Genomic DNA, 17,129 nt, shown 5'->3' on the forward strand with positions numbered 1-17,129 from the left:
ATGCGTGGCAATCCGCGGCCGGGCTTCTGGCGGGGCCGCCGCGTCCTTGTCACCGGCCATACGGGCTTCAAGGGAAGCTGGCTCGTGCTGCTGCTGCACCGGCTGGGCGCCGAGGTGACGGGCATCGCGCTCGATCCCGCTCCGGGCCCGAGCGCCTTCGCGGCGATGCAGGTCGCGCCGCTGCTGGCGGCCGACCACCGCGCCGATATCCGTGACGGCGCCGAACTGGCGGCGCTGGTGCGGGCCGCGCGGCCGGAGCTGGTGCTGCACCTGGCGGCGCAGCCTTTTGTCGGCCGCAGCTACCGCGAGCCGGCGGCGACCTTCGCCACCAACTGCACCGGCACGATCCATCTGCTGGAGGCGCTGCGCGGCCTGCCGGGCGTGGCGGCCGCGCTCTTCATCACCTCCGACAAGGTCTACCGCAATGACGGCGCGGGCCGCGCCTTCCTGGAGGAGGACCCGCTCGGCGGCGCCGATCCCTACAGCGCCTCCAAGGCCGCCGCGGAAGCGGCGGTGCAGTCCTGGCGCGCCTCCTTCGCACGGGAATTGCCGCCCATCGCCACGGCGCGGGCCGGCAACGTCATCGGCGGCGGGGATTTCGGCGAACAGCGGATCATCCCCGATCTCGTGCGCGCGCAGCTGGCGGGTGAGCCCCTGCTGCTGCGCCGTCCTGACGCCACACGGCCCTTCCAGCATGTGCTGGACGTGCTGCGCGGCTATCTGATGCTGACGGAGCACCTGGCGGAAGCTCCCGACAGATCGCCCGCCGCGCTGAATTTCGGGCCGCTCGACGGGGAGATCCGGGTGCGGGAGCTGATCGATTTCTGGGGTGCGGCAATGGGTGCCCCGGTGGACTGGCGGCAGGAGCAGGGACCGGTGATGGCGGAGGCGCCGCGTCTCGGGCTCGACTCCACCCTGGCTGGCCGTACGCTGGGCTGGTTGCCCACCCTGTCTACGCCGGAGGCGATCGCCGAAACCGCCCGCTGGTACGCGACCTGGCGTGCGGGTGGGGATGCACGGGCGCATGCGCTGGCGGCCATCGACCGGCTGGTGCCGGCATGAGCGGCGCCCGTGCCGTCACGGCCTGTCGCGCCTGCGGCGGCCGGCTCGGCCTCACCTTCTGCGATCTCGGCACGATGGCGGTCGCCAATTCCTATGTCCCGCCGGAGCGGGCTAAGGAGCCGGAGCCGGCCTTTCCGCTGCGCTGCCTGGTCTGCGAGCAATGCCGTCTCGTCCAGCTCGACACCGTGGTGGATGAGCGGGGGATCTTCACCGAGTACGCCTATTTCTCCTCCATGTCCTCCACCTGGCTTGAGCATGCGGTGCGGTTCTGCGCGGCCATGACGGCACGGCTTGGCCTGGGGCCGGACAGTTTCGTGGTCGAGGTGGCCAGCAATGATGGCTACCTCCTGCGGAATTTCGTGAGGGCGGGCATCCCCTGCCTCGGCGTGGAGCCGGCGGCGAATGTCGCGGCGATCGCCCGCGCGGCGGGCGTGCCGACGCAGGCGCGCTTCTTCGGTCGGGAGGCGGCGCGGGATATCCTGGCCGTGCGAAATGGGAAGCCGGCCGATCTGGTTGTCGCCAACAATGTCCTGGCGCATGTGCCGGACCTGGATGATTTCATCGGTGGCCTCGCGCTGATGGCGGGGGGGGCGGGTGTCGTCTCGATCGAGGCGCCACACCTGGTCGCGCTGGTGGATGGCGTGCAGTTCGACACGATCTACCACGAGCATTATGCCTACTGGTCGCTGCTTTCGATGGAAGCGGCGCTGGCGCGGCACGGCCTGAAGGTCTTCGATGTCGAGCGCCTGGCGACCCATGGTGGCTCGCTGCGCGTCCTCTCCTCCGCCGCGGACCGGTCGTCGTCCGGGGCGCTGGTGGCGCTGCGGGCGGAGGAGGCGGCGCGGGGCCTTGGCGGCGATGCCTTCTACAGCGGCTTCGGCCCGCGCGTGCAGGCAGTGTTGGAAGGGCTGCGGGGCTGGCTGGCCACCGCGCGGGCGGAGGGGCGGCGGGTCTACGCCTATGGCGCCGCCGCCAAGGGGAACACCCTGCTGAACGCGGCGGGGATCGGCGCGGCCGACATCCTGGCGGTGGCGGACCGCAGCATGGCGAAGCAAGGCAGGCTGCTGCCGGGCAGCCATATCCCCGTGGTCTCGCCGGGCGCCATGCTGGCCCTGAACCCCGATGACATTCTGATCCTGCCCTGGAATATCGAGCCGGAAGTCTCCCGCCAGTTGCGCGAGGCCGGGTACCGGGGCCGGCTGGCCGTCGCGGTGCCCCGGCTGGCCGTGCGGGACGCGCTGGCATGATCCTGCGCCCGACCGGAATCGCCGGCGTGGCCGAGGTGCTGGGGGAGCCGGTCACGGACACACGCGGCCGCTTCGTCCGCAGTTGGTGTGCCGAGGAGTTCGGCGCCGCGGGGCTGGACTTCCGGCCGTACCAGATCAGCATTTCGGAGAACCGCGCCCGCCACACGCTGCGCGGGCTGCATTTCCAGGTGGCGCCGGCCGAGGAGCGCAAGCTGATCCGCTGCCTGCGCGGCGCCGTCTTCGACGTGGCCGTGGACCTGCGGCCGGACTCGCCGACCTATCGGCGCTGGGTGGGGGTGGAACTGACGGCGGAGCGGCACAACGCGCTCTTCATCCCGCATGGCTGCGCGCATGGCTTCCTCTCCCTCACTGGGGATGCCTGGCTGGAGTACATGATCGACGCACCGTATGTGCCTGATGCGGCGCGCGGCCTGCGCTGGAACGACCCGGCCTTCGGCATCACCTGGCCGGCCGCGCCGGCGGTGATCTCGGACCGCGACCGCGACTGGCCCGATCATGGCTGAGCGCCTGCTGCTCACCGGGGCCACCGGCTTCGTGGGGCGGGCGATGCTGGCGCCGCTCGCGGCCCACGGGTTCGAGGTTCATGCCGTGGCGCGCCACGCCGGCACCGGCGCGGCCATCTGGCATGCGGCCGACCTGCTGGACGAAGGCGCGATGCGTGCGCTGCTGCGCGATGTGCGGCCGGCGGTGCTGGTCCACGCCGCCTGGTATGTCACGCCTGGCCGCTTCTGGACCGCGCCCGAGAATGCCGATTGGGTCGAGGCCTCGACCGCGTTGGCCGAGGCCTTTGCCGAGTGCGGCGGACGGCGGCTGCTGGGCCTCGGCACCTGTGCCGAATATGATTGGGAGGAGGAGGGAACGCTTTCCTGGCCGGAAACGCGGCGCATCGCGCCCGCGACGCCCTATGGGCGGGCCAAGGCGGAACTCTCCGTGCGCTGGGCGACGATGGGTCAGCGACGGAGCCTTTCCGTCGCCTGGGCCCGGCTGTTCCATCTCTTCGGCCCGGGTGAGCATCCCGATCGGCTCGTGCCGGCCGTGATGCAGGCGCTGCGAGAGGGGAGGGAGGCCGCGACCGGCTCCGGCCGCGCGGTCCGCGACTTCGTCAGCACCGGGTATCTGGGCCGCGCCATTGCGGCGCTGACGGCGAGCCGGGTCGAGGGGGCGGTGAACACAGCATCCGGCCGGCCCGTGGCGACGCGCGTGGTGATCGAGACGATCGGCCGGCTGATCGGTCGCCCGGACCTGATCCGCCTCGGCGCGCTGCGGGAGCGTGAGGGCGAGCCGCCCTTCATCGCCGCCGATACCACGCGCCTCGTGCACGAGGTCGGCTTTACCGAGCGCGCCGAGCTTGCGCGCGAACTGGCGAAGCTCATCGGGCGCTGACCGCCCGCCGCCGCACGCCGTTGAGCGCAAGCTCCGTGTGCAGCGCGACCAACTCGGCCTTCTCCAGGCGGCCGTTGGGGCGGTACCAGGTGCAGATGCCGGTGAGCATCGCCAGCATGGCGAAGGTGGTGACAGGAATGTCTGCCACCTCCAGCTCGCCCGTCGCCACGCCTTCCTCCAGTAGTGCCATCAGCCGCGCTTCATAGTTGCGACGCATCTCGACAATCTGACGGTAGTTGGGCGGGTCCAGCGCGCGCAACTCGAAATTGGCGATATAGACCTCCTGCCGCCTCTCCATATGGTAGAGGACATGATGGGCGATGAAGGCGCGCAGCCGGTCCATCAGCGCGGGGCCTGCGGCCTCCAGCGCCGCATCGGTCGCGGCCAGCAGCGTTGCCATGTGCTCCTGCATCATGTCGAAAAGCAGGGCCTGCTTGCTGGTAATGTGATTGTAGAGCGAGCTGGGCTGGATGCCGACTTCCGCCGCCAGGTCGCGCAGGTTCATCGCTGCGAAACCCTGGCGATAGATCAGCGTCAGCGCGGCGCTGCGGATCGCCGTTGCGGTGCGCGCGCCGTTGGAGCCCGAAATGCGGGCCATCTGCTCTCCTGTGCCGCTTCCTCTGCTCGCCGAGAATCCGATGAAAGAAGGCTTGCGGTCAATCTGGAAACTAACGTACCTTCGTTTCCCAGTGGGACGGCCAAGTTCCCGCGGGGAGGTTACGGATGGTGCGATATCAGGACAGCCATGTCCGGCGCCCAGGAAGTCCGGCATCGATGCCGGCTGATCGCCCTGAGCCGTTGCCCCTTTCCCGGAGCTGCAGCCGTGGCGGGTGACGCCCGATCGGGCGCTGTTGCTGCCACCGCAGGCACCCCATATCCCGATGGCGAGGAAACCAGATCCAGGGGAGCCGGGCGCATGGAGGCCACGACGCCGATCCTTGCCGCGGAGCGTGTCTCGCTGCGCTTCGGCGGCGTCCGGGCCCTGACCGATGTCTCCTTCGAGGTGCGCAAGGGCGAGGTCTTCTCAATCATCGGCCCGAACGGCGCCGGTAAGACCTCCATGGTCAACTGCATCTCCGGCCGCTATCGCCCGACCGAGGGCCGCATCCGCTTCGACGGCCAGGACATCACCCGCCTGCCCACGCGCAAGCGCGCCGCCATCGGCATTGGCCGCACCTTCCAGAACCTGGCGCTGTTCGGGCACATGACCGTGCTCGACAACATCATGGTCGGCCGGCACCACCTGCTGAAGCACGGCTTCTGGACCGGCATGCCCTTCTGGCTGTTCGGCGCGCAGCGGGAGGAGATCGCGCATCGGCGGGAGGTCGAGGAGATCATCGACTTCCTCGAGATCCAGCATGTGCGCAAGGCGGTGGCTGGCACACTCTCCTATGGCCTGCGCAAGCGCGTTGAACTGGCGCGCGCCGTCGCCCTCAGGCCCAAGCTCATCCTGCTGGATGAACCGATGGCGGGCATGAACCTCGAGGAGAAGGAGGACATGGCCCGCTTCATCCTCGACCTCAACGAGGAATGGGGCATGACCGTGCTGATGATCGAGCACGACATGGGCGTGGTGATGGACATCTCGCACCGCGTCATGGTGCTGGATTTCGGCCGGAAGATCGCCGAAGGGCGGCCGGAGGAGGTGCTCGCCGACCCGCATGTCAGGCGCGCCTATCTAGGCGAGGCGGATGAGGTGGTGAGCGAGCCGGAAGAGGCAATGGAGCCTGTGGAGTCATGAGCGACGCTGCGGATACCCTGCCGAAGCTGCTCGCCCGCAACGCCCGCGGCTTCCCGAATGACGTCGCGCTGCGGGAGAAGGAATTCGGCATCTGGCGCAGCATCACCTGGGGCGAGTACGAGGCGCGCACGCGCGCCTTCGCCCTCGGGCTGCGGAAGCTGGGGCTCGGTGCCGGCGACGTGGTCGGGCTGATCGGCGACAACCGGCCGGACTGGGTAATGGGCGAGATCGCGGCGCATGCGATCGGCGCGCGTAGCCTTGGCGTCTACCGCGACGCGCTGGAGGACGAGGTCGCCTACCTCCTCGAATTCGCCTCGGCCAAGGCGGTGATCGCGGAAGACGAGGAGCAGGTTGACAAGCTGCTCGGCGTCTCCGACCGCGTGCCAAGCCTGCGCCACATCATCTATTGCGACCCGCGCGGCATGCGCAAGCATGAGGACCCGCGGCTGCTGCCGGTCACCGAGCTGGTCGCCCTCGGCGAAGCGGCGCACAAGGCGGAGCCTGGTGCCTGGGAGGCGATGGTCGCCGCGACGCGCGGCGAGGAGGTGGCGATCCTCTGCACCACCTCCGGCACCACGGCGCGGCCGAAGCTCGCCATGCTGACGGGCGGCGCGCTGGTGCGGCACTGCCAAGCCTATCTCAAGGCCGATCCCAAGGGGCCGGAGGATGAGTATGTCTCTGTCCTGCCGCTGCCCTGGATCATGGAGCAGATCTATGCCCTCGGCTGGGGGCTGCTGGCCCGGATGAAGGTGAACTTCGTCGAGGAGCCGGAGACCATGATGGCCGATTTCCGCGAGATCGGCCCGAGTTTCGTCCTCTTCGCCCCAAGAGTGTGGGAGGCGCTGGCGGCCGAGGTGCGCGCCAAGGTCATGGATGCAAGCCCGCTCAAGCGGCGCATGTTCGATCTCGGCATGCAATGGGGGCTGGCGGCGCTCGACAAGGGCGAGCGGTCCTTCAAGGCCGACCAACTGCTGTTCCGCGCGCTGCGCGATCGCCTTGGCTTCACCAACCTGCGTTCCGCCGCGACCGGCGGCGCCGCGCTCGGGCCCGACACCTTCCGCTTCTTCCAGGCCATGGGCGTGCCGCTCCGGCAGATCTACGGCCAGACCGAGACGCTCGGCGCCTATACGGTCCATCGTGCGGACGACGTGAACCAGGACACGGTCGGCGTCGCCTTCACCGAGGAGATCGAGACGCGGATCGTGGATCCGGACCAGAACGGCCTGGGGGAGATCGTCACGCGGCATCCCAACATGTTCTCCGGCTATTTCGGCATGGCGGAGACCGGCGACCTGCGCGATGGCTGGCTGCATACCGGCGATGCCGGCTATGTCGACAGGAACGGCCATCTGGTGGTGATCGATCGCATCAAGGACATCGCGACCACCAGCAAGGGCGACCGATTCAGCCCGCAGTATATTGAGAACAAGCTGAAATTCAGCCCTTACGTGGCGGAGGCGGTGGTGCTGGGCGACGGCAGGCCGCATCTCGCGGCGATGATCTGCATCCGCTTCCCCATCGTCAGCAAATGGGCGGAGCGCAACCGGATCGCCTTCACCACCTATACCGACCTCGCCTCCAGGCCCGAGGTGACGGAGTTGCTGCGGCAGGAGGTAGAGAAGGTGAACGCGACCCTGCCCGAGCCGCAGCGCATCCGGGACTTCCTGCTGCTCTACAAGGAGCTGGACGCGGATGACGAGGAGCTGACCCGCACCCGCAAGGTCCGCCGCGGCGTCATCAACCAGAAATACGGCGAGATCATCGAGGCCATATATCGCGGCGATGCCGCCATCCCGGTGGACACTACCATCGCCTTCCAGGACGGCACGAAGCAGCGCATCCGGACGACGCTGAAGGTCGTATCGATGCGCGGCGCGCCGGTCCTGGCCCAGGCAGCGGAGTAGGGCGGATGGACTGGTCGCTGCTGCTGCAACTCACGCTCAACGGGCTGATCGTCGGCGCGCTCTATGGCGTCGTGGCCATGAGCTTCGTGCTCATCTATAAGGCCTCCCAGGTCGTCAACTTCGCACAGGGCGAGTTCCTGCTTGTCGGCGCCTGGGTCTGCTGGTGGCTGCTGACCGACTGGCAACTGCCCTTCTGGGCCGGCTTCCTCTTCACCCTCGCCTTCATGACGCTGTTCGGCATGATCCTGCAGGTGGTCGTGCTGCGACCCCTGATCGGGGAGCCGGTGATCAGCGTCATCATGGCGACCATCGGCCTAGGCATCTTCTTCCAGGCACTGATGAAGTGGATCTTCGGCGTCTTCGCCAAGCCCTTCCCGCCGATCTTCGCGGCCGAGCAGGTGAGCGTCTTCGGCCTGCAGGTGCAAACCGTCTATCTCATGTCGCTCGGTATCTCCGTGCTCATCATGGCGGGCTTCGCCTGGTTCTTCACCGCCAGCAAGCACGGCCTGGCCATGCGGGCGACGGCCTTCGACCAGCAGGTGGCGCAGTCCCTCGGCGTCTCGGTGCCCAAGGTCTTCGCCATGTCCTGGGCGATCTCGGCGGTGGTCTCCTCGGTCGCGGGCGTCGTGGTCGGCGTGGTGAACGGCGTCTCCTCGGCGCTCTCCTTCTACGGCATCAAGGTCTTCCCGGCCGTCATCCTGGGCGGGCTGGACAGCGTGGTGGGGGCGGTGCTCGGCGGGCTGATCGTCGGGCTGCTGGAGAACTGGGCACAATACATCGACGCCGAATGGCTGAATTGGGGCAACATGTACACCATCGCGCCCTTCTACGCCCTGATCCTCATCCTGCTGGTCAAGCCCTACGGCCTGTTCGGCACCAAGAATATTGAGCGGGTGTAGCGCCATGGCCGTGATGACGCCGGCGGGGGACTACCGCACCAGCTACCGGGAAGACATGACGATCTTCCCGACCAGGAACAGCCGTCTCGCGCTCTGGCTTGGCCTCGCGCTGCTCTGCGCCGCGCCGCTGGTCCTCGGGCGCTACGAACTCGGCCTGCTGGTCAATATCGGCATCATGGGCATCGCCGCGCTCGGGCTGAACATCCTGGTCGGCTTCACCGGCCAGATCAGCATCGGCCATGCCGCCTTCTTCGGCTTCGGCGCCTTCGCCAGCGCCTGGCTGCATGAGCAGTTCCACATTCCGGTCGTGCTCTGCATCCCGCTTGCCGGATTCATGACGGCGCTCATCGGCCTCGTCTTCGGCGCGCCGGCGGCGCGGCTGAAGGGGCTCTACCTGGCGATCGCAACGCTGGCGGCACAGTTCATCCTGGAAGACTTCTTCGCCCGTGCCCAGTGGTTCACCGGCGGCGTCGCCGGCCGGATCACCGAGCCCTTCGAATTGTTCGGCTGGCGCGCGGACCGGGAGGAGAGCTTCTTCTACGTCGTCCTCGCCTTCGTCATCCTCATGTTCGTCGGCGCGGCCAATCTGATGCGGACGCGGGACGGGCGGGCGCTGGTCGCGGTGCGCGACCATTACCTCTCGGCCGAGGTGATGGGCATCAACCTTGCCTATTACCGCACGCTCTCCTTCGGCATCGCCTCCTTCTACGCCGGCGTCGCCGGCGCCCTCTACGCCCACTACCTGCTTTTCGTGAGCGTGGAAGCCTTCACCATCCTGCTCTCCATCCAGTTCCTCGGGATGGTCATTATCGGCGGCCTCGGCAGCGTCATGGGGAGCCTGATGGGTGCCGCCTTCATGGTGCTGCTGCCGGAGGCGGTGCAGATGGTGGCCGATGCGCTGGCGGGGGGCGCGATCGACCGCGCGCTCAGGCTCGGCAACTCCATCTCCTTCCTGCGGGAGATGACGATCGGCGCAGCCATCATCCTCTTCCTGATCTTCGAGCCGGACGGGCTCGCAAGGCGGTGGCGCCTGATCAAGGCGTACTGGAAGCTCTACCCCTACTCACACTAGTCCAACACGGGAGGAACAAACATGACCCTGCGGAGACAGATGCTCGGCCTCGCCGCGGCGGCCGCGTTGACGCTGCCGACGGTGGCGCAGGCGCAGCCGATCCCGGTCGGCCATCTGATGGATCTCTCGGGCGCGACAAGCGATGTCGGCACGCCCTTCTCCCAGGGGGTCAACGACGCCTGGGCCTGGCTCAACCGCACCCGCAACGGCGTCAATGGCCGGCAGGTCAATGTCCTCGCCTTCGACTACGGCTACCAAGCGCCGCGCGCCGTCAGCCAGTACCAGGCCTGGAGCCGCGAGCGCGTCGTCGCCATCAATGGCTGGGGCACGGCGGATACCGAGGCGCTGGTGCGCTTCGTGACGCGCGACAAGGTGCCCTATGTCTCCGGCTCCTATTCCGCCGCGCTGACCGATGCCGGCGGCAAGTCCGGTCGGCAGGGCGTGGAGGCGGCGCCTTACAACTTCTTCTACGGCCCCTCCTATTCCGACGCGCTGCGCGCCATGCTGATCTGGGCCGCCGAGGACTGGAAGGCGAAGGGCGGGCAAGGGCGGCCGAAATACGTCCATATGGGCGCCAACCACCCCTATCCGAACTCACCCAAGGCGGCGGGCGAGGCGCTGGCAGCGGAACTCGGCTTCGAGGTGCTGCCGGCCATCGTCTTCGCCCTGACGCCCGGCGACTACACCGCGCAATGCTTGACGCTGCGCAACCAGGGCGCCAACTACGCCTATCTCGGCAACACGGCGGGCTCCAACATCTCCGTCCTGCGCGCCTGCCAGACCGCCGGCGTGAATGTGCAGTTCATGGGCAATGTCTGGGGCATGGATGAGAACGCCATGAAGGCGGCCGGCGCGGCGGCGAATGGCGTGGTCTTCCCGGTGCGCACCCAGGCGGTCTGGGGCCAGCAGGCGCCGGGCATGGCGAATGTGCAGGCGGTCAGCCGCGTCTCCGACCAGTCCGGCAATGCCTATCGCCCGGTGCACTACCTGGCCGGCATCTGCAGCGCCATGCTGGTGGCGGAGGCGATGGAGACAGCCGCGGCCAATGGCGGCCAGGTGAGCGGCGAGCGGGTGCGCGATGGCTTTTACGCGCGGCAGAACTGGGTGCCGAAGGGGTTCGAGGGCGTCTGCGCGCCGTCCACCTTCACCAAGGACGACCATCGCGGCACGCTGGCCGTCTCCATCTACCGCGCGCGTGTCAGCGGCGACACCAGCCAGGGCAGCGTGGGCGAGTTGATGCAGGCCGGCACCATGCGGCTGGAGCCGGTGAAGACCGTGACGCTCGACCGCCGCGCCGACTGGCTGGGCTGGTAGGCCGATGAGCGCGGCCCTGGAGACTGCCGTGACGGCGCCCGCGGTGGCCCCCGCGCCGCCGCTCCTCGAGGTCAACAACATCGAGGTGGTCTACAACGACGTCATCCTGGTGCTGCGCGGCCTCTCCCTCGCGGTGCCGCAGGGCAGGATCGTCGCCCTGCTCGGCGCCAACGGGGCCGGCAAGTCCACCACGCTGAAGGCGATCTCCGGCCTCCTCAAGACCGAGGAGGGCGAGGTCACCCGCGGCGAGGTACGTTTCGGCGGGGAGCGGATCGACGGCACCGATCCGCACCTCATCGTCCGCAAGGGCATCTTCCAGGTGATGGAGGGCCGGCGGCTCATCGCCGACATGACCTGCCTGGAGAATCTCCGGCTCGGCGCCTTCACCCGTTCCGACAACGAGGTGAAGCGCGACATCGACATGGTCTATTCCTACTTCCCGCGGCTGAAGGAGCGCACCGGCCTGGCCGGCTACCTCTCGGGCGGGGAGCAGCAGATGCTGGCGATCGGCCGCGCGCTGATGGCGCGGCCGAAGCTGATCCTGATGGACGAGCCCTCCATGGGCCTCAGCCCGCTGCTGGTGAAGGAGGTCTTCTCCATCATCAGGAAGCTGAACGAGGAGTTGGGCATCACCATCCTGCTGGTGGAGCAGAATGCCCGCATGGCGCTCTCCGTCGCCTCCTACGGCTATGTCATGGAGCAGGGGAAGGTGGTGCTGGACGGCACCGCCGAGGCGCTCGCGACGAATGAGGACGTGAAGGAGTTCTATCTCGGCGGCCATGGCGCCGAGCGGAAGAGCTTCAAGAACCTCAAGAGCTACAAGCGGAGGAAGCGGTGGCTCTAGGCGAATTCTACGACGCGCTTGAGACGCGCAGCGCGGATGAGCGCGAGGCGGCGTTGGCGCAGGCGCTGCCGCGGCAGGTGGCGCATGCCAGGGCCCATACGACGCATTATGCGCGGGCGCTGGCCGGGATCGATCCTGCGGCCGTGGTGTCCCGCGCGGCGCTGACGGCGCTGCCGGTCACGCGCAAATCGGCCCTGATCGGCCGCCAGGCGGAGGACCCGCCCTTCGGCGGCGTGGTCGCCACGGCCTTCGCTCAGCTTGCCCGGGTCTTCATCTCGCCCGGGCCCATCGCGGAGCCGGAGGCGGCAACCGCCGATTACTGGCGTTATGCTCGCGCGCTGCACGCCACCGGCCTGCGCACCGGAGAGCTGCTGCACAACTGCTTCGCCTACCACTTCACCCCGGCGGGCAGCATGCTGGAAGGCGGCGCCCGCGCCCTCGGCTGCCCGGTCTTCCCGGCCGGCACCGGCAATACGGAGATGCAGGCGCGCGCCGCCGCACAGCTTCGCCCGCGCTGCTACAGCGGCACGCCGGATTTCCTGAAGACGATCCTGGAGAAGGGCGACGAGCTGGGCCTCGACCTTTCCTCGCTCAGGCTCGGCCATGTCACGGGCGGGGCCTACCTGCCCTCATTGCGCGGCTGGTATGCCGATCGCGGCCTGACCGTGCTGCAGAGCTACGGCACCGCCGATCTCGGCCTGATCGCCTATGAGAGCGAGGCGCGCGAGGGACTGATCCTGGATGAGGGCGTGGTGGTCGAGATCGTCCGCCCCGGCACCGGCGACCCGGTGCCGGATGGCGAGGTGGGGGAGGTGGTGGTTACCACCCTCAACCCGCACCATCCCCTGATCCGCTTCGCCACCGGTGATCTCTCCGCCATCCTGCCCGGCGTCTCGCCCTGCGGCCGGACCAACCGCCGCATCAAGGGGTGGATGGGCCGCGCCGACCAGGCGGCTAAGGTGCGCGGCATGTTCGTCCGGCCGGAGCAGGTCGCCGAGGTGCTGCGGGCCGTGCCGGGCGTCGGCCGCGCAAGGCTGGTCGTGTCGCTCGATGGCGATCGCGACGTCATGACGCTGCGCGCCGAGGCGCCGGCGGCGGATGAGGCGCTGACCGAGAAGCTTGGTCTTGCCCTGCAATCGGCGACCAAGCTGCGCGGATTGGTGGAGCTGGTGCCGCCGGGGACCCTGCCCAATGACGGCAAGGTCATCGACGACACCCGGCCGGTGCCCGCCTGATGCTGCCTCGCGGCGCGAGCTATGAGGCGATCCGCACCGCCTTCCGGTGGAGGGTGCCGGATCACTACAACATCGGCGTCGATTGCTGCGACTGCTGGGCGGATGGCAGCGGCCGGCCCGCGCTGCTGCATCTGCATGCGGATGGAAGGCTGGAGCGGATCAGCTTCGATGCGCTGAAGGCGGACAGCAACCGGCTGGCGAATATGCTGCGGGCGCATGGCATCGCCCGCGGCGACCGCGTCGGCGTGCTGCTGCCGCAGGTGCCGGAGGCTGCGCTTGCCCACCTCGCCATCACCAAGCTCGGCGCCATCGCGGTGCCACTGTTCCAGCTCTTCCAGGAGCAGGCGCTGGAGTTCCGCCTGGCCGACAGCGGTGCGGCGGCGCTGGTGACGGATGCGGTCGGCCTCTCGAAGCTCGCCAGCCTGCGGGACAGGCTGCCGGCGCTGCGGCTGGTGCTGAGCGCCGACGGGCCGGGGGAGGGGGCGCTCGACCTGCGGGCCGAGATGGCACGCGCCTCGGACGGCTTCACGCCGGAGGACACGGCGGCGGACGATCCGGCCGTCATCATCTATACCTCTGGCACAACCGGCGCGCCGAAGGGGGCGCTGCATGCGCATCGCGTGCTGCTCGGCCATCTGCCGGGCGTCGAGATGCCGCAGGATCTCTTCCCCCAGCCCGGCGACCTGTTCTGGACCCCGGCGGACTGGGCCTGGATCGGTGGCCTCTTCGACGTGCTGCTGCCGAGCCTGCATCACGGCGTGCCGGTGCTGGCGCATCGCATGGCGAAATTCGATCCGGAATTCGCCCTGCGCCTGATGGCGGAACACGGCGTGCGCAACGCCTTCCTGCCTCCGACCGCGCTGAAGATGATGCGCGCGGTGCCGGAGTCCGCACGCTTCGGCGCCCGCCCGCGCAGCATCGGCAGCGGCGGGGAGACGCTGGGGGCGGAACTGCTGGACTGGGGCCGCAGCACCTTTGGCGTGACCATCAACGAATTCTACGGCCAGACGGAATGCAACCTGGTCGTCTCCTCCTGCGGCGCCCTCATGCCGGCGCGGCCGGGCTGGATGGGCCGAGCCGTGCCGGGGCATGAGGTGGCAGTGGTGGATGCGGCGGGGCATCCGCTGCCGCCCGGCGAGATCGGCACCATCGCGGTGCGGCGGCCGGACCCGGTCATGTTCCTGGGCTACTGGAACAACCCGGAGGCGACGGCGACCAAATTCGCCGGGGACTGGCTGCTGACCGGCGACCAGGGCGTGCAGGACGAGGAAGGGTGGTTCCGCTTCGTCGGCCGCGACGACGATGTCATTACCTCCGCTGGCTACCGCATCGGGCCCGGCGAGATCGAGGACTGTCTGCTGCGCCACTCCTCCGTCGCCATGGCGGCTGTCATCGGCCTGCCGGACCCGTTGCGGACGGAAGCGGTGACGGCCGTGGTCGTGCCGGCGCCCGGTGTCGCGGCGGATGCGGCGCTGGCCGCCGAGTTGCAGAGCCATGTGAAAACCCGCCTCGCCGCGCATTCCTACCCGCGGCAGGTCATCTTCCAGGACGCGCTGCCGCTGACCGCCACCGGCAAGGTGATGCGCGGGGAGCTGCGCAGGCGCATGACGCAGGGAAGCCACTGATGCCCGGCAATGTCACCATCCCCAGCCTTGATTTCGGCCTCGGCGACGAGATCGACATGCTGCGCGAGAGCGTGAAAGGGTTCGCCGATGCGCGCATCGCGCCCATCGCCGCCGAGATCGACCGCACCGACGAATTTCCCCGCCATCTCTGGCCGGAGATGGGCGCGCTCGGCCTGCACGGCATCACCGTGGAGGAGGAATGGGGTGGATCCAATATGGGCTACCTCGCCCATTGCGTGGCGATGGAGGAGGTGAGCCGGGCCAGCGCCTCGGTCGGCCTCTCCTACGGCGCGCATTCCAATCTCTGCGTCAACCAGATCCGCCGCAACGGCACGGAGGAGCAGAAGCGCCGCTACCTGCCGAAGCTGATCAGCGGCGAGCATCTTGGGGCGCTGGCGATGAGCGAGCCGGGCGCGGGGTCCGACGTCGTCTCCATGAAGCTGCGTGCCGAGAAGCGCGGCGACCGCTACGTCCTGAACGGCACCAAGCTCTGGATCACCAATGCGCATTACGCCGAGACGCTGGTGGTCTATGCCAAGACCGATCCGGAGGCCGGGCCGCGCGGCATCACCGCCTTCCTGATCGAGAAGGGCTTCAAGGGGTTCCGCCCGGCGCAGAAGCTGGACAAGCTCGGCATGCGCGGCTCCCCGACCTCGGAACTGGTCTTCGAGGATTGCGAGGTGCCGGAGGAGAACGTCCTCGGGAAGGTGAACGAGGGCGTGCGCGTCCTGATGTCGGGCCTCGACTACGAGCGCGCGGTGCTGGCGGCGGGTCCGCTCGGCATCATGCAGGCTGCGCTCGATGTGGTGGTGCCCTATATCCATGAACGAAAGCAGTTCGGCCAGCCGATCGGCGAGTTCCAGCTCATCCAGGGCAAGGTCGCCGACATGTACACGGCGCTGAATGCCTGCCGGGCCTATGTCTATGCCGTGGCCCGCGCCTGCGACCGCGGCCAGGCCTCGCGAAAGGACGCCGCCGGCGCCATCCTCTATGCCGCGGAGGCGGCGACGAAGATCTCGCTCGACGCCATCCAGATCCTGGGCGGTATGGGCTATATCAACGACACGCCGACGGGGCGCCTGCTGCGTGATGCCAAGCTCTACGAGATCGGCGCCGGTACCAGCGAGATCCGCCGCATGCTGATCGGCCGCGAACTGTTCCGCGAGACCGCATGAGCGCGCTCACCTCCGGCATCGACACCCGCGGTGCCGAATTCCGCGCCAATGCCGCGCAGATGCGCGGGCTGCTGGCGGAACTGGCCGAGCGCACCGCCGAGGCGGCGCAGGGCGGCCCCGAGGCCTCGCGCCAGCGCCACCTCTCGCGCGGCAAGCTGCTGCCGCGCGAGCGCGTCGAGCGCCTGCTCGACCCCGGCGCGCCCTTCCTCGAACTCTCGCCGCTGGCCGCCCATGGCATGCATGGAGGAGAGGTGCCGGCGGGCGGCATGATCACCGGCATCGGTCGCGTCGCCGGCCGCGAATGCGTCATCGTCGCCAACGACGCCACGGTGAAGGGCGGCACCTACTACCCGATCACCGTCAAGAAGCATCTGCGGGCGCAGGAGGTGGCGCTGCAGAACCGGCTGCCCTGCCTCTACCTGGTGGATAGCGGCGGGGCCAACCTGCCGAACCAGGACGAGATCTTCCCGGACCGGGACCATTTTGGCCGGATCTTCTACAATCAGGCCACCATGTCCTCGCTCGGCATCCCGCAGGTCGCGGTGGTGATGGGCAGCTGCACCGCCGGCGGCGCCTATGTGCCGGCGATGTGCGACGAGGCGATCATCGTCCGCAACCAGGGCACCATCTTCCTGGCGGGCCCGCCGCTGGTGAAGGCGGCGACGGGCGAGGTGGTGAGCGCCGAGGATCTGGGCGGCGCGGATGTTCATACCCGCCTCTCGGGCGTCGCCGACCATTTCGCCGCGGATGACATGCACGCTCTCGGCATCGCCCGGCGCATCATCGGCCATCTGGCGCCGACGCGACCGCCGGGCTCCGACCTCACCGCCCCCGTGCCGCCGCGCTACGACCCGGCGGAGCTGCACGGCATCATCCCACAGGATGTCCGCCAGCCCTATGACGTGCGGGAGGTGATCGCGCGCATCGTGGACGGCTCGGAACTGGACGAGTTCAAGGCCCGCTACGGCACCACCCTGGTCTGCGGCTTCGCCCGCATCTGGGGCCGCCCGGTCGGGATTATCGCCAACAACGGCATCCTGTTCTCGGAATCGGCGCTGAAGGGCGCGCATTTCGTCGAGCTCTGCAGCCAGCGCAACATCCCGCTGGTCTTCCTGCAGAACATCGCCGGCTTCATGGTCGGCCGGAAATACGAGACGGGCGGCATCGCCAAGGATGGCGCCAAGCTGGTCACCGCCGTCGCCACCACCAGCGTGCCGAAATTCACCGTCATCATCGGCGGCAGCTTCGGCGCGGGCAATTACGGCATGTGTGGCCGGGCCTATTCGCCGCGGCTGCTCTTCACCTGGCCGAACAGCCGCATCTCCGTCATGGGCGGGGAGCAGGCGGCGAGCGTGCTGGCGACCGTGCGGCGCGACAATCTGGAGGCCGCGGGCAGGACCTGGCCGGCGGAGGAGGAGGAGGCGTTCAAGGCCCCCATCCGTGCCCAGTACGAGGCCCAAGGGTCGCCTTATTACGCCACTGCCCGGCTCTGGGATGACGGCATCATCGACCCCGCCCTGACGCGGGACGTGCTGGGCCTTGGCCTCGCCGCCGCGGCCAATGCGCCGATCCCCGCCACGCGCTTCGGCGTCTTCCGGATGTGACGG

Annotated in this window: 15 protein-coding genes; 14 read left to right on the plus strand and 1 reads right to left on the minus strand. The window is 68.8% G+C overall.

Annotated elements, in window-relative coordinates; translation table 11 throughout:
- The 4 genes from rfbG to LHA35_RS13970 are packed head-to-tail and all read left to right on the plus strand — an operon-like array spanning position 1 to position 3,713.
- On the plus strand, positions 1-1,062 hold the full coding sequence (rfbG, locus tag LHA35_RS13955; protein ID WP_226608916.1) for a CDP-glucose 4,6-dehydratase: 1,062 nt from the start codon (positions 1-3) through the stop codon (positions 1,060-1,062).
- Positions 1,059-2,309: a class I SAM-dependent methyltransferase gene (locus tag LHA35_RS13960; protein ID WP_226608883.1), complete on the plus strand. Its 1,251-nt coding sequence runs from the start codon at positions 1,059-1,061 to the stop codon at positions 2,307-2,309. Before rfbG ends, LHA35_RS13960 begins: the two co-directional genes overlap by 4 nt.
- Positions 2,306-2,833: a dTDP-4-dehydrorhamnose 3,5-epimerase family protein gene (locus LHA35_RS13965; RefSeq protein WP_226608884.1), complete on the plus strand. Its 528-nt coding sequence runs from the start codon at positions 2,306-2,308 to the stop codon at positions 2,831-2,833. The genes LHA35_RS13960 and LHA35_RS13965 overlap by 4 nt, the downstream gene beginning before the upstream one ends.
- Positions 2,826-3,713, plus strand: coding sequence for an NAD-dependent epimerase/dehydratase family protein (locus tag LHA35_RS13970; RefSeq protein ID WP_226608885.1), 888 nt, complete (start codon positions 2,826-2,828; stop codon positions 3,711-3,713). The genes LHA35_RS13965 and LHA35_RS13970 overlap by 8 nt, the downstream gene beginning before the upstream one ends.
- On the opposite strand, the gene LHA35_RS13975 is transcribed toward LHA35_RS13970, so the two are convergent.
- Positions 3,700-4,311 carry a TetR/AcrR family transcriptional regulator gene (locus tag LHA35_RS13975; protein WP_226608886.1) on the minus strand — a complete coding sequence of 204 codons (612 nt, stop codon included), beginning with the start codon at positions 4,309-4,311 and terminating at the stop codon, positions 3,700-3,702. The genes LHA35_RS13970 and LHA35_RS13975 overlap by 14 nt on opposite strands.
- A gap of 318 nt (positions 4,312-4,629) precedes the next feature.
- On the opposite strand from LHA35_RS13975, the gene LHA35_RS13980 reads away from it, so the two are divergent.
- From LHA35_RS13980 to LHA35_RS14025, 10 genes are read left to right on the plus strand one after another with little or no spacing between them, the layout of a single operon-like run.
- Positions 4,630-5,454 (plus strand): ABC transporter ATP-binding protein, encoded by an 825-nt coding sequence (locus tag LHA35_RS13980; RefSeq protein WP_226608887.1) that lies wholly within the window; start codon positions 4,630-4,632, stop codon positions 5,452-5,454.
- Entirely contained in the window at positions 5,451-7,358 is a 1,908-nt protein-coding gene (locus tag LHA35_RS13985) for a long-chain fatty acid--CoA ligase (protein WP_226608888.1), read from the plus strand. Before LHA35_RS13980 ends, LHA35_RS13985 begins: the two co-directional genes overlap by 4 nt.
- A 5-nt stretch (positions 7,359-7,363) precedes the next feature.
- A complete protein-coding gene (locus LHA35_RS13990; protein WP_226608889.1) occupies positions 7,364-8,257 on the plus strand; it encodes a branched-chain amino acid ABC transporter permease in 894 nt (297 codons plus the stop codon).
- Between the two features lie 4 nt (positions 8,258-8,261).
- Positions 8,262-9,329, plus strand: coding sequence for a branched-chain amino acid ABC transporter permease (locus LHA35_RS13995; protein ID WP_226608890.1), 1,068 nt, complete (start codon positions 8,262-8,264; stop codon positions 9,327-9,329).
- A gap of 21 nt (positions 9,330-9,350) precedes the next feature.
- A complete protein-coding gene (locus LHA35_RS14000) occupies positions 9,351-10,643 on the plus strand; it encodes an ABC transporter substrate-binding protein (RefSeq protein WP_226608891.1) in 1,293 nt (430 codons plus the stop codon).
- 4 nt (positions 10,644-10,647) lie between these two features.
- On the plus strand, positions 10,648-11,487 hold the full coding sequence (locus LHA35_RS14005; protein ID WP_226608892.1) for an ABC transporter ATP-binding protein: 840 nt from the start codon (positions 10,648-10,650) through the stop codon (positions 11,485-11,487).
- A complete protein-coding gene (locus LHA35_RS14010; protein WP_226608893.1) occupies positions 11,478-12,722 on the plus strand; it encodes a phenylacetate--CoA ligase family protein in 1,245 nt (414 codons plus the stop codon). Before LHA35_RS14005 ends, LHA35_RS14010 begins: the two co-directional genes overlap by 10 nt.
- Entirely contained in the window at positions 12,722-14,347 is a 1,626-nt protein-coding gene (locus LHA35_RS14015; RefSeq protein WP_226608894.1) for an acyl-CoA synthetase, read from the plus strand. The genes LHA35_RS14010 and LHA35_RS14015 overlap by 1 nt, the downstream gene beginning before the upstream one ends.
- Positions 14,347-15,522 carry an isovaleryl-CoA dehydrogenase gene (locus LHA35_RS14020; RefSeq protein ID WP_226608895.1) on the plus strand — a complete coding sequence of 392 codons (1,176 nt, stop codon included), beginning with the start codon at positions 14,347-14,349 and terminating at the stop codon, positions 15,520-15,522. The genes LHA35_RS14015 and LHA35_RS14020 overlap by 1 nt, the downstream gene beginning before the upstream one ends.
- Positions 15,519-17,126, plus strand: a complete 1,608-nt coding sequence (locus tag LHA35_RS14025; protein ID WP_226608896.1) for a carboxyl transferase domain-containing protein — start codon at positions 15,519-15,521, stop codon at positions 17,124-17,126. Before LHA35_RS14020 ends, LHA35_RS14025 begins: the two co-directional genes overlap by 4 nt.
- Positions 17,127-17,129: the final 3 nt, after the last annotated feature.

This window comes from Roseicella aerolata, from assembly GCF_020523605.1.
GTDB lineage: Bacteria > Pseudomonadota > Alphaproteobacteria > Acetobacterales > Acetobacteraceae > Paracraurococcus > Paracraurococcus aerolatus.

What these genes read in the sequence shown, in the direction of transcription:
- rfbG (WP_226608916.1), top strand. Translation starts at nt 1, where the DNA reads ATGCGTGGCAATCCGCGGCCGGGCTTCTGGCGGGGCCGCCGCGTCCTT.
- LHA35_RS13960 (WP_226608883.1), top strand. Translation starts at nt 1,059, where the DNA reads ATGAGCGGCGCCCGTGCCGTCACGGCCTGTCGCGCCTGCGGCGGCCGG.
- LHA35_RS13965 (WP_226608884.1), top strand. Translation starts at nt 2,306, where the DNA reads ATGATCCTGCGCCCGACCGGAATCGCCGGCGTGGCCGAGGTGCTGGGG.
- LHA35_RS13970 (WP_226608885.1), top strand. Translation starts at nt 2,826, where the DNA reads ATGGCTGAGCGCCTGCTGCTCACCGGGGCCACCGGCTTCGTGGGGCGG.
- LHA35_RS13975 (WP_226608886.1), bottom strand. Translation starts at nt 4,311, where the DNA reads ATGGCCCGCATTTCGGGCTCCAACGGCGCGCGCACCGCAACGGCGATC.
- LHA35_RS13980 (WP_226608887.1), top strand. Translation starts at nt 4,630, where the DNA reads ATGGAGGCCACGACGCCGATCCTTGCCGCGGAGCGTGTCTCGCTGCGC.
- LHA35_RS13985 (WP_226608888.1), top strand. Translation starts at nt 5,451, where the DNA reads ATGAGCGACGCTGCGGATACCCTGCCGAAGCTGCTCGCCCGCAACGCC.
- LHA35_RS13990 (WP_226608889.1), top strand. Translation starts at nt 7,364, where the DNA reads ATGGACTGGTCGCTGCTGCTGCAACTCACGCTCAACGGGCTGATCGTC.
- LHA35_RS13995 (WP_226608890.1), top strand. Translation starts at nt 8,262, where the DNA reads ATGGCCGTGATGACGCCGGCGGGGGACTACCGCACCAGCTACCGGGAA.
- LHA35_RS14000 (WP_226608891.1), top strand. Translation starts at nt 9,351, where the DNA reads ATGACCCTGCGGAGACAGATGCTCGGCCTCGCCGCGGCGGCCGCGTTG.
- LHA35_RS14005 (WP_226608892.1), top strand. Translation starts at nt 10,648, where the DNA reads ATGAGCGCGGCCCTGGAGACTGCCGTGACGGCGCCCGCGGTGGCCCCC.
- LHA35_RS14015 (WP_226608894.1), top strand. Translation starts at nt 12,722, where the DNA reads ATGCTGCCTCGCGGCGCGAGCTATGAGGCGATCCGCACCGCCTTCCGG.
- LHA35_RS14020 (WP_226608895.1), top strand. Translation starts at nt 14,347, where the DNA reads ATGCCCGGCAATGTCACCATCCCCAGCCTTGATTTCGGCCTCGGCGAC.
- LHA35_RS14025 (WP_226608896.1), top strand. Translation starts at nt 15,519, where the DNA reads ATGAGCGCGCTCACCTCCGGCATCGACACCCGCGGTGCCGAATTCCGC.